The sequence below is a fragment of the Aurantibacillus circumpalustris genome (genome assembly GCF_029625215.1).
Lineage (GTDB): Bacteria > Bacteroidota > Bacteroidia > B-17B0 > Aurantibacillaceae > Aurantibacillus > Aurantibacillus circumpalustris.
This window is the reverse complement of sequence record NZ_CP121197.1, coordinates 1175404-1189408: the sequence shown is the minus strand read 5'-3', so window position 1 is coordinate 1189408 and position 14005 is coordinate 1175404. Positions and strand designations below refer to the sequence as shown.

The 14005-nt window shown below is 34.9% G+C and carries 11 protein-coding genes; 8 read left to right on the top strand and 3 right to left on the bottom strand.

All coding sequences use genetic code 11. The features are described 5' to 3' along the window. Nucleotides 1-2: 2 nt before the first annotated feature. The 6 genes from P2086_RS04965 to P2086_RS04940 all read left to right on the top strand — a co-directional run bounded on the left by P2086_RS04965 (nucleotide 3) and on the right by P2086_RS04940 (nucleotide 6651). Nucleotides 3-1049: a radical SAM protein gene (locus P2086_RS04965; protein WP_317899333.1), complete on the top strand. Its 1047-nt coding sequence runs from the start codon at nucleotides 3-5 to the stop codon at nucleotides 1047-1049. Between the two features lie 43 nt (nucleotides 1050-1092). Continuing rightward, nucleotides 1093-2544, top strand: a complete 1452-nt coding sequence (locus P2086_RS04960; protein WP_317899332.1) for a B12-binding domain-containing radical SAM protein — start codon at nucleotides 1093-1095, stop codon at nucleotides 2542-2544. Beyond that, complete coding sequence (locus P2086_RS04955; RefSeq protein ID WP_317899331.1) at nucleotides 2525-3322, top strand: class I SAM-dependent methyltransferase; 798 nt, start codon at nucleotides 2525-2527, stop codon at nucleotides 3320-3322. Before P2086_RS04960 ends, P2086_RS04955 begins: the two co-directional genes overlap by 20 nt. A 106-nt stretch (nucleotides 3323-3428) precedes the next feature. After that, the gene (locus tag P2086_RS04950) at nucleotides 3429-4772 is read left to right on the top strand and encodes an aryl-sulfate sulfotransferase (protein WP_317899330.1); all 1344 of its coding nucleotides are present in this window, start codon (nucleotides 3429-3431) and stop codon (nucleotides 4770-4772) included. A gap of 23 nt (nucleotides 4773-4795) precedes the next feature. Then, on the top strand, nucleotides 4796-5677 hold the full coding sequence (locus P2086_RS04945; RefSeq protein WP_317899329.1) for an AraC family transcriptional regulator: 882 nt from the start codon (nucleotides 4796-4798) through the stop codon (nucleotides 5675-5677). A 98-nt stretch (nucleotides 5678-5775) separates the two neighbouring features. Next, complete coding sequence (locus P2086_RS04940) at nucleotides 5776-6651, top strand: T9SS type A sorting domain-containing protein (protein ID WP_317899328.1); 876 nt, start codon at nucleotides 5776-5778, stop codon at nucleotides 6649-6651. A 12-nt stretch (nucleotides 6652-6663) separates the two neighbouring features. On the opposite strand, the gene P2086_RS04935 is transcribed toward P2086_RS04940, so the two are convergent. The 3 genes from P2086_RS04935 to P2086_RS04925 form a co-directional block, all read right to left on the bottom strand. After that, on the bottom strand, nucleotides 6664-9102 hold the full coding sequence (locus P2086_RS04935) for a M1 family metallopeptidase (protein ID WP_317899327.1): 2439 nt from the start codon (nucleotides 9100-9102) through the stop codon (nucleotides 6664-6666). Nucleotides 9103-9190: 88 nt separating this feature from the next. Beyond that, a complete protein-coding gene (rfaD, locus tag P2086_RS04930) occupies nucleotides 9191-10156 on the bottom strand; it encodes an ADP-glyceromanno-heptose 6-epimerase (RefSeq protein ID WP_317899326.1) in 966 nt (321 codons plus the stop codon). A 214-nt stretch (nucleotides 10157-10370) separates the two neighbouring features. Beyond that, the gene (locus tag P2086_RS04925) at nucleotides 10371-11471 is read right to left on the bottom strand and encodes a fatty acid desaturase family protein (protein WP_317899325.1); all 1101 of its coding nucleotides are present in this window, start codon (nucleotides 11469-11471) and stop codon (nucleotides 10371-10373) included. A gap of 505 nt (nucleotides 11472-11976) precedes the next feature. Between P2086_RS04925 and P2086_RS04920 the strand changes: the two genes are divergently transcribed. Continuing rightward, complete coding sequence (locus tag P2086_RS04920; protein WP_317899324.1) at nucleotides 11977-12633, top strand: DUF5011 domain-containing protein; 657 nt, start codon at nucleotides 11977-11979, stop codon at nucleotides 12631-12633. Between the two features lie 145 nt (nucleotides 12634-12778). After that, nucleotides 12779-13642, top strand: coding sequence for a hypothetical protein (locus tag P2086_RS04915; RefSeq protein ID WP_317899323.1), 864 nt, complete (start codon nucleotides 12779-12781; stop codon nucleotides 13640-13642). The last annotated feature ends 363 nt before the right edge of the window (nucleotides 13643-14005 follow it).

Below are 14005 nucleotides of genomic sequence, written 5' to 3'. Positions count from 1 at the left end.
TCATGGAGCAGACACTTTTTCATACTCTTAAAAGGTACAAAACTGCTATCACAAATAAAATAGAAGTGTTACCCATTGCAATTCTTATGCCTCATAGCGCATGCAATTGCCGTTGCGTGATGTGTGATATTTGGAAGGGAAATAAAAACACAAAACAACTTAGCGAAGAAGATCTTGCTGGCTTATTAAATTCTTTCAAATCGTTAGATACAAAACGAATAGTAATGTCTGGCGGGGAAGCTTTATTGAATAAAAACTTTTTTAAGTTTTGTGAACTTATTGCAAAACAAAATATCAAAATCACACTGCTTTCGACTGGCTTAACTGTTGAACGACATGCCGAAAAAATTATTAATCTGGTGGATGAAGTAATTGTCTCTTTAGATGGCGATGAAACAACGCACGATGAAATAAGAAACATTAAAGGAGCGTATTCCGAATTGAAAAAAGGTGTTCAAGCGCTTAAGAAAGTTCGACCCGATTTCCCCATTTCGGCTCGTTGTGTCATTCATCAACTTAATTTTAAAATCTGGGATAAAATAATCATGTCTGCTAAGGAAATTGGATTAGATAGTATTAGTTTTTTGCCTGCCGATGTTACTAGCGATGCGTTTAATCGAGAAGAGCCATGGGAAAAAGAAAAACAGGATTCGGTGCTAGTTAAAAAAGATGAATTATCCACTCTACAGGAAATGATCGATAAACTAGCTGTTCAGTTTAAGAATGAATACATCTCCCGTTTTATTTCTGAGTCACCCGCTAAAATTCAAAAAATACATCAGTACTATCAAGCACATCATGGGCTTGCAGAATTTCCATTTAAAAATTGTAATGCTCCCTGGGTATCAACAGTTATAGAAGCTGATGGAACTGTGAGGCCCTGCTTTTTTCATGATTCAATTGGTTCAATTAGGGAGAATCAATTACACGACATTCTTAACTCAAGTAAAAGTATAACTTACCGCAAAACGCTAGATGTTCAAAAAAATCCTACCTGTGTTAAATGTGTATGTTATTTAAATTTGGCTCCACGAAATAAATTTTATTAAAATATGTATTGTTCCAATTCTTATTTTTCTTCTTGATAATTGTATGAAAGTACTTTTTACACATAGCTATTTTTTAAAGTTTGACATCAAACAATATAAAACGGCTATGCCCTATCCTCCTCTGGGAACACTTTATGCAATGGCTTACCTGAGAGAGAAAGGTTATGATGTAAAATTATTTGACACCATGTTTTGTGATTCGTCAAAAGACATTCAATCAACTATTGATGCGTTTAAACCAGATATATTTATAAGTTATGATGATGGTTTTAATTACCTAACTAAAATGTGTCTCACCAACATGCGCGAAGCTTGTTTTGAAATGCAAACTTATGCAAAATCAAAAGGATGTAAAGTAATTACATCAAGCTCCGATGCTGCCGATCATTATGAAAGTTATTTAAATAATGGTGCCGACGTTATTGCAATTGGAGAAGCTGAACAAACGGTTTTGGAATTATGTAACGCTTTCAAAACTGGGACATCAATAGACCCTATTTCGGGAATCGCTTATCTAAAGAATACAGCAGTTGAAAAAAGCAAAAAAAGAGATGTTTTGAAGGATCTTGATACCCTTCCAGCACCCGCGTGGGACCTAATTGACATTGCACCCTACAAAAAAATGTGGCTGGAAAAACACGGCTACTTTTCATTGAACTTTGTTACTACGCGTGGCTGCCCGTATAAATGCAACTGGTGCGCTAAGCCTATTTACGGCAATCGTTACAATACGCATAGTCCTGAAAATATTTCCAAAGAAATAAAAAAATGGCAATTGCAATTTGGCTTTACACATGTTTGGTTTGCAGATGATATTTTTGGGCTAAAACCTAGTTGGGTTATTGAATTCTCAGAGGCTGTAAAAAAAGAGAATCTGAAAATTGCGTACAAAATTCAGTCACGTGCCGATTTATTGGTTGAACCAAAATACATTGAAGCGCTTGCAGATTCTGGCTGTACAGAAGTGTGGATGGGTGCTGAAAGCGGTTCTCAAAAAATATTGGACGCCATGGATAAGGGAACTAAAGTTGAACAAATCTATGAAGCATCAGCTCTACTAAAAAAATTCAAAATCCGCGTTTGTCTTTTTCTCCAGTTAGGTTATCTGAATGAAACCATCGACGACATAAAACTTACTGTTAAAATGATAGGAGATCTTTTGCCAGATGATATCGGCATTTCTGTTTCTTATCCCTTGCCAGGAACAAAATTTTATGAGCTCGTAAAAAAAGACTTAAAGGAAAAAACTAATTGGAGCGACTCTGATGAAATGGCTCTGATGTTTCAGAATACGTATTCAGCAGAATTCTATAAACAGCTTCATCATTTTATTCATAAACTTTATCGCCAAAAAAAGGCTGAGAAAAGAATAAAAAGTTTATCAAGTATAAATGGCTTAAAAAAGTTAGCGGCTTGGCCCTTCTATAGAGCAGCGACTCAAAGAAGTCTTTCCAAACTAAAAGAAACTGAACCGAATGTCAACATTGTCTTTTAATTCATACGCTAAAGATTACGATAAGCACTTTACCAATTCTCCAATTGGCATTCTCCAGCGCAAAAGAGTTTACAAATACTTACTTCCTTTGCTAAGCAAACAAAAAAAAGTTCTCGAAATAAATTGCGGAACAGGAGAAGATGCGATTTACATAGCCCAAAAAGTTAAATCGGTTTTAGCTACTGATATTTCTAGTGAAATGATAAGGGAAGGTCAAGCTAAAAAAAATAAAAACAATCTTGACAATGTTATTTTTGAAATCTCAGATATAAACGAATTACACACAAAACTTTCTTCTTCCTTTGATCTTTTGTTTTCTGATTTTGGCGGTTTAAATTGTTTAAGTGGTGAGGAATTAAAAAAATTCTCTACGAATATTTCTTCATCCATTTCAAATAGAGGACATCTAGCATTAGTAATAATGGGCAAAAAATGTTTTTGGGAGAATTTTTTTTACCTCTGGCAGGGTGACAAACGCTACAAACGAAGAAACACAAAACAAGGCCAAAAAACTGAAATTAACGGCGCGCAGTTTTTAACATATTATCATTCACCAAAAGAGATTAGTTCTGTTTTTTTCAAAGATTTTAGAACTATAAAAATAAGACCAATTGGGCTTTTTGTCCCTCCAAGTTATTTAAATACCTATTTTGCAAATAAACCCATTCTGTTACAAGCTCTTAATATTTGTGAAAGAATTTTTGCAAACTTTGCCTTGTTTGCAAATTTTGCTGATCATTACTTTATCTTACTACAAAAGAAAAGTTTAACGGAATAGAATTAATTTACAGATAAATAACTTGTAAGTTTAATTGCAAATGATATCGTATTAATATAGAATTATTTAGTTACAAAACACTATTTTTGAATAAGCACATGCGGAAATGAAAACACTTTTGGCACTCCTTTTTTTTTGTGTAAGTTTCGGTAGTACAGCACAAGCAATTTCTTCTTATACAACAACTGTGTGCACACCACAATCTACAGGTTATTATTTTTGCACACTGCTTAAGATAAGTAATGGTGTTTCTAATTCCAAACAATGTCATCTTATTCTAGATAATAACGGAGACCTTATGTATTGTAGAAAACTTCCTTTAGGACAACTCACCTGCGACTTCAAACTTCACAATAACGGGCTCATTTCATATTATTACAATAATAAATTTTATCTAGTAGATAGCACATTTAAAACTATAGATTCGGTTTATTGCAAAAATGGACTTTTAAAAGATACGCATGAATTACTAATACTGCCGAATGGAAACTATGCTTTACTAGGCATTGAAATTATAGAAATAAATCTAAGTTCGCATTACATGTTTATGAATAAGAATCTCCCTGGAAGTAAAAAAGCCAAGGTAAAATGCGGAGTAATTCAAGAACAAGACATAAATAAGAACGTAGTCTTTGAATGGCACGCAAAAGATTATTACGATTTCACCGATGTTGATTCCTTTTTCTTAACAGACACGTTAAATGTTGATTGGACTCACTTTAATTCTTTAGAACTCGATCACGATGGGAATTATATTGTTTCCGCACGTTATCTAAATGAAGTTACAAAAATTAAAAGAAGTGATAGCACAGTGCTCTGGCGTTTGGGCGGTAAAAAAAATCAGTTTGAGTTCATCAATGATCCCGATAAATTTATTGGCCAACATGATATTCGGCGTTTAGCAAATACTAATATTTCCTTATTTGATAATGGAAGAATGGATTCTGTTATAAGACCAGCTTTAGCGAAAGAATATAAACTGGATGAAAAAAAATTTAAAATTGAATTGATCTGGAGATATTTGGATAATCCTAAAGCCAGTAGTGTTTTCTCAGGATCAGTATCGAGGTTAGCGAATGGTAATACACTAATTAACTACGGAACGAGCAATAATTCACGAACTCTTTTTAATGTTGTAGATTCAAAAGGTGCAAAAGTGTTCGAAATTGTTTTTACCGATACAGTAGCAAGTTACCGTGCTTATAATTATGAGGACTTGCCTTGGAAAATTCAACGGCCGGCAATTCGATCTTATAGAAAAAATGATAAATTATACCTGAATGCAGGGCGGGGTTATTCTTCTTATGAATGGTCAACCGGAGAAACGTCACAAATAATTGAAATTAACAACTCTGGTAATTACTCTGTAGCTATTCCTGTTGGTATTGATGGAGCCGTTTATTCTAAACCTTTTCTTGTTGAAAGTGTAACTAAACTAAAGCCGAAATAACTTAATTTTGAACAAAGGGTAAAATGAGTTCCTATTCCAAACAAGTTCCAGTGCATGCTATTAAAACCAAAGAAATGGATGCTTTGGGTTTTGGAATTATTAATCTACTTGACAACAGCGGAAAGGTATACAACAGCGCCGTTCCTCATCGTCATACTTTTTATGAGCTTTTATTTTTTATTCAAGCTAAGGGAAATCATGAAATAGATTTCAGTCATTACCCTGTTGAAAATAGCAGTGTTCATTTTGTTTCTCCAGGTCAAATACACAGATTAAGTCTTAAAAAAAAGAACGGCTATGTCGTTTGCTTCGCCGAAGATTTCATTTCCCTGAAGTCGAAGGAGCGTTTAATTAACGTCTTTCCGTATTTCAATAATTCTAATTATCCGGTTTTACATTTAACGAAAGAATTAACAGTGCAATTGGAGGAATTAATTCAGTCGATCGATTTCGAGCTGAACCATAGTCATGCGGATAGTATAGAAATTTGCCGTTCATATTTAAATGTTATTCTACTAAAACTAAAAACCTACTTCACCAAGACACACGATAATATCAAGAGCACTCCTTCAGAAAAAAGCCAGAAAGTGAATCAATATAAAGCGTTAATAGATGAAAATTACTTAACGCATAAAACTGTTTCAGATTATGCTGAAGATTTATCCATTTCTCCAAATCACTTAAACGCACTTTGCAAAAAGCAAGAGGGTAAAACCGCCACGCAACTTATTCAGGAAAGAACACTCCTTGAAGCTAAGCGTTTACTTTATGCTACAGACATGCACATCAAAGAGATCTCCTATAACCTTCATTTTGAAGATGTACCTTATTTTAATCGGTTCTTTAAAAAGCAAACAAAAATTACACCCAATGAATATAGACAACAATTCAGAAAAAAACGTTGAAAAGTGCAAGAACAATACGGAATAGGATAGTTCAAAGATCGGCTTATAATCTACATTTGTGAAAAGAACCAAATCAAAAGAAAACACCCCCCTTATCAATGAAAAAAACTTTCATCACCGTTTTTACGGCACTTACTATTTTAATTGGAACATCCGCATTCATAACAAAATATAATAATGGAATTGCAGGTTATGCCGGTTCTCCCGGTGAAGCCACATGTACAAGCTGCCACGGCGGTGGTTTTAGTGCGAATTCAGGCCTTACCATAACCGCCGTTCCCGCATTTTCAGTTAATGCTAATTCTGATACAGAATACACACCCGATTCTGTCTACCAAATCACTATTCAAGCCTCAGCGACAAATTTTTCTAAATTTGGTTTTGCATCACAAATTTTAAATCCCTCTAATACAAATGCAGGTGTTTTGCAAAATGCTGGTACAGGTGTAAAATTTTTAAATATTGGCGCAAAAAGATCAGCCGTGCATAATTCTGTGAAAACGGGCGCCTCGGTCTCATTTACTTACAAATGGGTAGCTCCTTCTAGTGGAGATGCAACAATTTATGCCATTGCAAATGCTGTGAATGGAAATAATTCAACTTCTGGTGATTTTGTAATCGCACCGATATCTATGCCATTGATTGCTGGACCAATACCAACGCCTCCAGTTGATACTACATTAACTGTTGGGTTAAAAGAGAATAAGACTAATGCACTCGTGCAAGTTTCTATTTTCCCTAATCCAATAAAGGATTTGGGAAACATTTCTTACAATCTTAAAAAAACTGGGACTGTTGGCATAGAACTAATCGACATGAGAGGGGCGCTTGTGAAACAATTGTATAATCAGCCAGAAACTCCTGGTTATCATTCACAAATCATTAATTTAAATGGGATAGCTTCTGGTGTTTATTTCATCAAAACAACTTTTGAAAAGCAAAAAGTAAGTCAAAAATTAATTACGGTGCAATAGACTATATACAGACTACTCTACCAACAGCTTCTGCGACGAAACTGTTTTACCCTCATTCGTGAACTTCAATAAGTAGGCTCCTTTTGCGAGGTTGCTTATATCCAGCTGTGTTTTTTTTGCGTTTACATTTTTATGAATGACCTCTTTACCTTCAATATCAAATACGGTTAATTCATATTCTTGTTTAGGTGTTTCTTTAAAATCAATTACACATGTTTGTGTTGCGGGATTTGGATAAACTTTAATTCCCACTTTACTTTTTGAACTTAAATTTACACCGACTAAAGTTGAATCGCCATAATTTCCAAATGCATATTCACCGATTTTAAGTGTGTCAATTTGAATGTATCCATTTTTCAAACCAGAACTAAACTTTGTAACATTCGTAACCAAACGCCAGTTGTTAGCTGCATTTTGTCTGTAAAATAAGTTAATGCTATCTCCATTTACAGTAGTTAAAAGCGTATCCAGGTATCCATATATACCACTGTTTGTTTTATTACCATCGTAATTAAATCTTGCTTTCGATACAAAGCCATTAGATAAAATACCTTCTACCTTCCAAAAATGTTGGTCTGATAATTTATGCTGAATAGGGTTGTAAATAAACGGATCAGGTTTTACATAATTATGAATTACTCTTACTAAAGAAGAATCCGCTCCCGCATTTTGAACTTGAAGAAACAGTTTCCCCAATGTATAACTTACATTTCCATTGACCTTAATAATTTTTGCCTCATGCGAAGTCGCGTCACTTATTTTGTCATCATAATTTAGCGCACAATACACAGCTGTCCCAACATTAGCTAAGGTAAATGTTTGTGTTGCTCCCGATATAACTACTTTTTTTACGATACGACTCCAATCACTTTTAAAGAAACTCAGTTCAAGTGGAACGCTTGAGTGAAGTGTTGATGCGCCATATAGTTTTTGTTTTAAAGATACTACAGCATCTGTATTAGTGCCATTTTGAATGTAACGAACTGAATCAATCGCGAAGTGCGACCAACCGCCCGAGAAAACCCAATTATTAAAAAAATCGATTAAGTTTTGTCCACTACTAGTTTGTAAATGATCTCTAAACTCATTACTGTTAATGCTTTTAAATGCATTTTGCTGCATGGTATATTTAGCCCCTGCAAAAAATGCGCTGTCTCCCATATATCCTCTCAGCGTGTGTGCGACATCTGCGCCTTTACTGTAAACATGAGTACCGTATGTCAGGCTATGCGGAACGCCACTTATTGCTCTAAAGCCGCCCTCATTTTTATGTAGAAAATGTAAAAGATCTTCGTGTACAGCTTTAACCTTATTTATGTAGGCGGTTTTTCCATATTGCCATTCAGTAAACATATAACTACTAAAGGTTGCCATACCTTCATTAATCCACATGTCTTCTTGTGTTTCACAGGTTATTAAATCTCCCCACCAATGATGAGATAATTCATGTGCCATTAAATCCGCTTCGTAAGTAAGATTTCCAATAAAAGCTCTTGGATAAGAAATATTGGTTGCATGCTCCATGGCGCCGCTATTAAATGGAACTAAGCAATAACCAAAACGATTCCATTTATACGGACCAAAATAATTTTCAAAACCTGTAATGCAATTTTTTAAGTTTGCAAAGCCAGTTTTCATGGCTGTGGTATCGGAAGCAACACCAACTAAGGTGATAGGTTTAATCCCCGTAAGTGTATTAACTGTCCAGTTCACCTGAGTGTAATTTGCTAAGGCAACATTAACTATGTAGGTTGGTACCTCTTCATTTAAGACCCATTTTCTTGTACGTTTGTTTGCAGTAACAAAGTCTGACATTAATTGTCCGTTACAATAAGCTCTTCGTGTAGAATCAGAAGTGATATTAAATTCGTATTTACTTCTCTCTACAAAATTGTCAAAACATGGAAACCAAACACGTCCATAGTTGTGCGGCTTAGCACCGAAACCGACTCCCAGATTGTATGCATATTGCGCGTTCTGAGCATTGTCAAAATAAAATCCACCCCAACCAGTTCCATCAATTTGTGGAATACCATGATAATAAACGGTAAAGATTGATGTATCTGTAGTGTTTTTTGGCGTTGTGAAATTTACTTTAAGAATGGTGTCGTTATAAGTATAAGTAAGCAACTGCGTATTTTCTTTCACTGAATCTAGAACAAGTTTAAGAAGATCAAATCGAATAAATGTTCGGTTATTTAATTTTGGTGCAAAACGAATTTGGGTATTTCCTGCCAACTGCGGACTGCCTGTGTTTCCAATCTCAAGATTAATGGTATACTTTAACACATTAAACGTATCGCTTCGCAGGTTTTCAGAAGAGTAATAAATGGATTGCGTTTGAGCGTTTTTGCTAGTTTGACAACCGGACGTCTGACCGTGTATATTCCAAATGCTTTGAAAAACAAAAAAACAAAGCGTTAAAAATTTGAGTGTAAATTTATTTTGCATAGATAAATTTACGAAAAGAAAAGTGAAAAATTTCCTGGCGCAAGATTTATCTTGAAGAATCTTATGGGGACTTTACTTAGAATCGTTTTTACAAGTATTTATTAGTATCCAAATAACCCTTCACATAATCTTCAACCCCTTCCTCCAAAGAAGTAAAAGGTTTAGAATAACCAACTGAAATTAATTTTTGCATGTTGGCTTCGGTAAAGTATTGGTACTTGTCACGAATATCGATGGGCGTATCAATAAATTCTATGTTTGGTTCAATGTTTAGTGCTTTAAATGTTGCTTCGGCCAAATCTAAAAAGGTTCTGGCCTTACCGCTTCCTAAATTGTAAATTCCACTTTTAGGTTGTTTGGAATATAAAAACCAAATCACATTCACAACATCTTTTACATACACAAAATCACGTAATTGTCCACCGTCGGTATAATTTGGATTGTGTGACCTAAATAATTTTACTTTACCAGTATTTTTAATTTGATAAAAGGAATGAAAAATAACCGAAGCCATTCTTGCTTTATGATATTCATTCGGCCCATACACATTAAAAAATTTTAATCCCTGCCAGTGTGGAGGCGTTTCTTTTTGTTGAATGGCCCATTTATCAAAATCGTTTTTACTATCACCGTAAGGATTTAATGGTTTTAATAAAGGAATTTTTGTTTCATCATCATCGTAACCATGTTCACCCAGACCATAAGTTGCTGCGGAAGAAGCGTAGATGAAAGGAATTTTATGTTCCGTGCAGATTTTCCAAAGAGCCTTGGTGTAATTAAGATTTAGCTCGTTAAATAATTCAACATTGAATTCAGTAGTGTCTGTACGCGCACCAATGTGAATAATAGAATCTATTTCTTTATAATTTTTTTGAAGCCATTCTACAAAAACAGAGCGCTCAATTTTTTTGGTAAATTTTTTACCCTTAGCGTTTTTATCCTTTTCAATTTTAGAAAAATCGTCTACTAAAATAAGATCTGTTAAGCCTTCTGAATTAAATTTCGAAACAAGGCAACTTCCTATAAATCCTGCTGAACCGGTAATTACTATCATAAATTTATCGTAACAAAGTTATGAATTTATAGCGATTTCTACTTTGTCACTAAAAACCCACAGCAAAAATTCTGTTAATTTCTATGCGTGTGTCAGCCACATTAAAACCTCCGTTAATTCGTTCGAATAAAATCTGCGCCCTACTGAAGGAGTACCAGCGTTTGATTAGGTTTTTACGAAGATAGACAGCTCAAAAAAATAATTTTGCTCGAACTTAAATAATTTCATTCATGTGCGCCACGCCATTTTTTCTTAGCAAGCGCCAATGTGAAATAACAGCGGTATTAAGAGAAGGCCTATGGTTGTAAGGAATATTAAAATCCAACGCAGTGGCATCCAGAATTTTTCTTATTTCCGGAAAATGAACGTGCGAAACACTTGGGAAAAGATGATGCACGGCATGGTAGTTTATGCCACCAAAAAAGAAAGCAACAAAAGGAAGACGTGTGCCAAAATCCATGGTAACACTCATTTGGTGCTCAGACCAGGTGGTGTTTAGGTGTCCGTGTTCATTATCTGGACTAGGAAATATAGACTCTTCATACAAGTGTGCTGGAAAAAGTGCAACGGCTGCAGAAACACTTGCTGCGAGGTGCATCAAAAAAAAGCCGAATAAAACTGTCGGCCAAGTACAGCCTGAAAGCAACAAAGGTAAAACGAGTGCATATGTAAAATAAATTATTTTGGAAACAACAAAAGATACGGCTTCCTTTTTTGAATGCTTAACGACTTTATGTCCTATTTTGTTAGAAAAAAAATCTGTCCAGTCACGCTTTAAAATAGCATTGAGCGTGTAAAAACAATATAATATTGGAGCATATACTTTTTGAAATTTAAAAATGTTTGGCGGATTTTCCATTGGCATAAAGGTTAACATGCCTGTTTGTTCAATGTCCACATCTTTACCTGGAACCATTGGATTTGGATGGTGCGAATAGATGTGACGCATTTTCCACAGGTAACCCGATGAACCCAGTAGGTCAAAAGTGTAGGCAAAAAGATGATTAATGGTTTTGTTATTTGAAAAAGAATCGTGTACTCCTTCGTGCCCAGCGTTAAGAACAAGGCATATTTGAATAAAGCCAATGAGTGGATAACAAATTAATAGTTGCAGATTATTCCCATGAGCAAGAATAACAAAAGAATAAAGCAAAATGAAACAAGCACAAAAAAAGATGGTTTTAAAAATGCCAAAACCATTTGTTTTTTTAGAAAGTTTATTTGAAACGAAATAATCGTTTACTCGTTGATTGAGAACAAAAAAGAAACTATGTTCCTCGTCTTTTTTGTAAGTGATGTTTACATCTTTTGTCATAAGCCTTCTAGTATATCAGTATTTTTGGTGATCTAATATAAGGCAATTTGTCGTAAAAATTGAGTCGGTTCTCTTATTATTTGTGATAAAATAATTCATAAACCAGGCCGTGGGTGTGCATTGGAAATTGCTGGGGGGATATGAATAAACCTATGCACCATAGTGTAAATCTGAAGCCTTAGGGTTTCAGATCAGTAAAAGGGGCTATCTCAAACTTCCTACTTAGTTTTGCTAAAGTATTATATCGTTACAGTGGCTTTAAACTATTTCGTTGGTCACTGAATAGTCTATCGGGTCTGTTAATCTTGGATGTTTAAAAAATTTTGGGCTAAAAGTTGTCTAAGAGGCGTTTTAAACGCTACAGTCTTAAGGATTCTGAGCTAACATAAGTTCTCCATATAGAATTCTGCGATTTAAAAACCGACTTATGAAAATACGCCTTTTTTCTAGGTTAAAAAAATCGAAACAAGACTAGCATTTCATACATTTGATTAAAAATTTCCACATGATAAAAGCATTTCTTAGAGTCGCAATTGCGCTTGTATTTGTAACAGCTTGCAAAAAAAAAGAACCAGTTGTTGAGCCGACCCCCGATACCACCAATCCAACAATTACATTGAAAGGCAACGCTAGCGACACAATTTCCTTGAATAGCACTTATTCCGACCCAGGTGCTACCGCCAACGATGATAGGGATGGCGACATCAGCTCCCGGGTAACGGTAGTAGGAACAGTAGACAAGAGCCGGGTTGGCGGCAACTACCTTTATTATAGTGTGCAAGATGCTGCAGGTAATTCTGCGCAAGTTAGCCGCTATGTATATGTTCGCAACGACGCTTATAAGTTAGAAGGTAATTACACAACTGTTTCCAACTGCGGTACAAATTTTATGGGTATTAATGCTACCTCCGTAATCAAGACTTCAACAACAAATAACAACCAAATTAGTATTTCTAATCAACAATTCCAGTCCTCCGGATTTTCAGTGACGGCGTCAATAAACGGCACTTCGCTCACAATGTACACTCAGCCAGTTGGCACGTCTCTTGCTTCGGGTGTTGGTACTCTATCAGTAGACGGGAAGAGCTTTACACTTACAACTACCTACACGCCGCCAATTCAGGGATCAAGTGGTTGCACAATTGTTTATACCAGGCAATAGAACACGAAAGTTAAACAAAGTTCTCTGCATCTATAACTATGGTTAATGGGTAGCGCATTGGCCCAGTTAATCTTAGCTATAAAAAACTCTATAAGTGGTTTGAATAAAAAACTTTTTATACTTTTAATATAGTGAATCAAAAGGCATGAAAAGTATTTTAATATTATTCTACTCTATTGCAACCTTTGCGTTATGCGGTGGTACTGAAAGTAAAATTGTTTTTTCAAATAAACCTATTGATGTTTCTTCGGGAGAAAGTTTGGCTGAAGCGACCTTTGACCTTGGAGATATTATTTATTGTAGAGTGTATTTACCCAAAAATCTTAATGAATACACTATTTACAAAGACGATGATTCTCCTTTTTATTGGGTCGATGTTACTTTAAAAGATAAAGAATATACTGAAGTTTATAAATATAAATTTAATACGGTTGAAGAAGCAAATATTTCGACTTTTGAATTTGTTCTAACTAACGGAAAAAGCTCCATTGCAAGAACGTCTTTTATTGATTCAATCAATTCAGCGGGTGAAGGAAAACTTCTTATCAAAATTGAAATTTTTGCCACTGGCAAAATAAGCCTTGCGGTAGGAGAATTTACGCTGAATAAATCAAAAAACTCAGTCATGGGCATCGGTAAGGATTTTAATTCTATTTTGGCTAAAAACAACGAGCCAATACTAGAAGCAAGAGCAATAGAAGCTCTCATTGAATATTTCAACATATCTAGAGCTATTCAAAATAATAAGAGAACACCACTTAAAGTGAAAATTGTAAGTGATTGGGAAATTACAAATGCCCCGACCGGTGAAATTACTGGTCGTATTATGGACTTTGCTGTTTTACATAGAATTGAATATGATGGTCATTGCAGCGTAAAGGTATATCGCTTACAACAAAAATATACCGGCGAAGTTTACGAAGATAATTTTATGTCCACTGCTGGCCATGTTATTGTTGCCGGCAGCAACTATTCCGAATACATTTGGGACTACGCTGATTGCAATTAGCTTTACACTTTATAATCAAAAATAAATTTGTTAATGCGTTAGCTATTATTACTGAATTTTCGGTATGAGGCAAGCAGACACCGTTTCTTGCGTTTTCGCCCGTTTATTAAATTCACACGTGTGCAGGGACTCCAAACAACAATTGGCAGCACAGATCATAAATTGGTCTGCCTTTGATAAGATTTAATGCCAGTTTGAAAAATAATTTAGGCAAATTCAAATTATTTTTTAGTGCGTCAGCTGGCGCTATGCAATTGGTAGATACCGATGATACAAAAGGATAGTGCAATTGGAAATTGGACTATCTATTTTGTCACATCGTTATAAAACGACAAAACGCAATAAAAGATGAAAAAAATCAGA

Coding starts and splice junctions, on each gene's coding strand:
- P2086_RS04965 (WP_317899333.1), top strand. CDS start 3: ATGGAGCAGACACTTTTTCATACTCTTAAAAGGTACAAAACTGCTATC.
- P2086_RS04960 (WP_317899332.1), top strand. CDS start 1,093: ATGAAAGTACTTTTTACACATAGCTATTTTTTAAAGTTTGACATCAAA.
- P2086_RS04955 (WP_317899331.1), top strand. CDS start 2,525: ATGTCAACATTGTCTTTTAATTCATACGCTAAAGATTACGATAAGCAC.
- P2086_RS04950 (WP_317899330.1), top strand. CDS start 3,429: ATGAAAACACTTTTGGCACTCCTTTTTTTTTGTGTAAGTTTCGGTAGT.
- P2086_RS04945 (WP_317899329.1), top strand. CDS start 4,796: ATGAGTTCCTATTCCAAACAAGTTCCAGTGCATGCTATTAAAACCAAA.
- P2086_RS04940 (WP_317899328.1), top strand. CDS start 5,776: ATGAAAAAAACTTTCATCACCGTTTTTACGGCACTTACTATTTTAATT.
- P2086_RS04935 (WP_317899327.1), bottom strand. CDS start 9,102: ATGCAAAATAAATTTACACTCAAATTTTTAACGCTTTGTTTTTTTGTT.
- rfaD (WP_317899326.1), bottom strand. CDS start 10,156: ATGATAGTAATTACCGGTTCAGCAGGATTTATAGGAAGTTGCCTTGTT.
- P2086_RS04925 (WP_317899325.1), bottom strand. CDS start 11,471: ATGACAAAAGATGTAAACATCACTTACAAAAAAGACGAGGAACATAGT.
- P2086_RS04920 (WP_317899324.1), top strand. CDS start 11,977: ATGATAAAAGCATTTCTTAGAGTCGCAATTGCGCTTGTATTTGTAACA.
- P2086_RS04915 (WP_317899323.1), top strand. CDS start 12,779: ATGAAAAGTATTTTAATATTATTCTACTCTATTGCAACCTTTGCGTTA.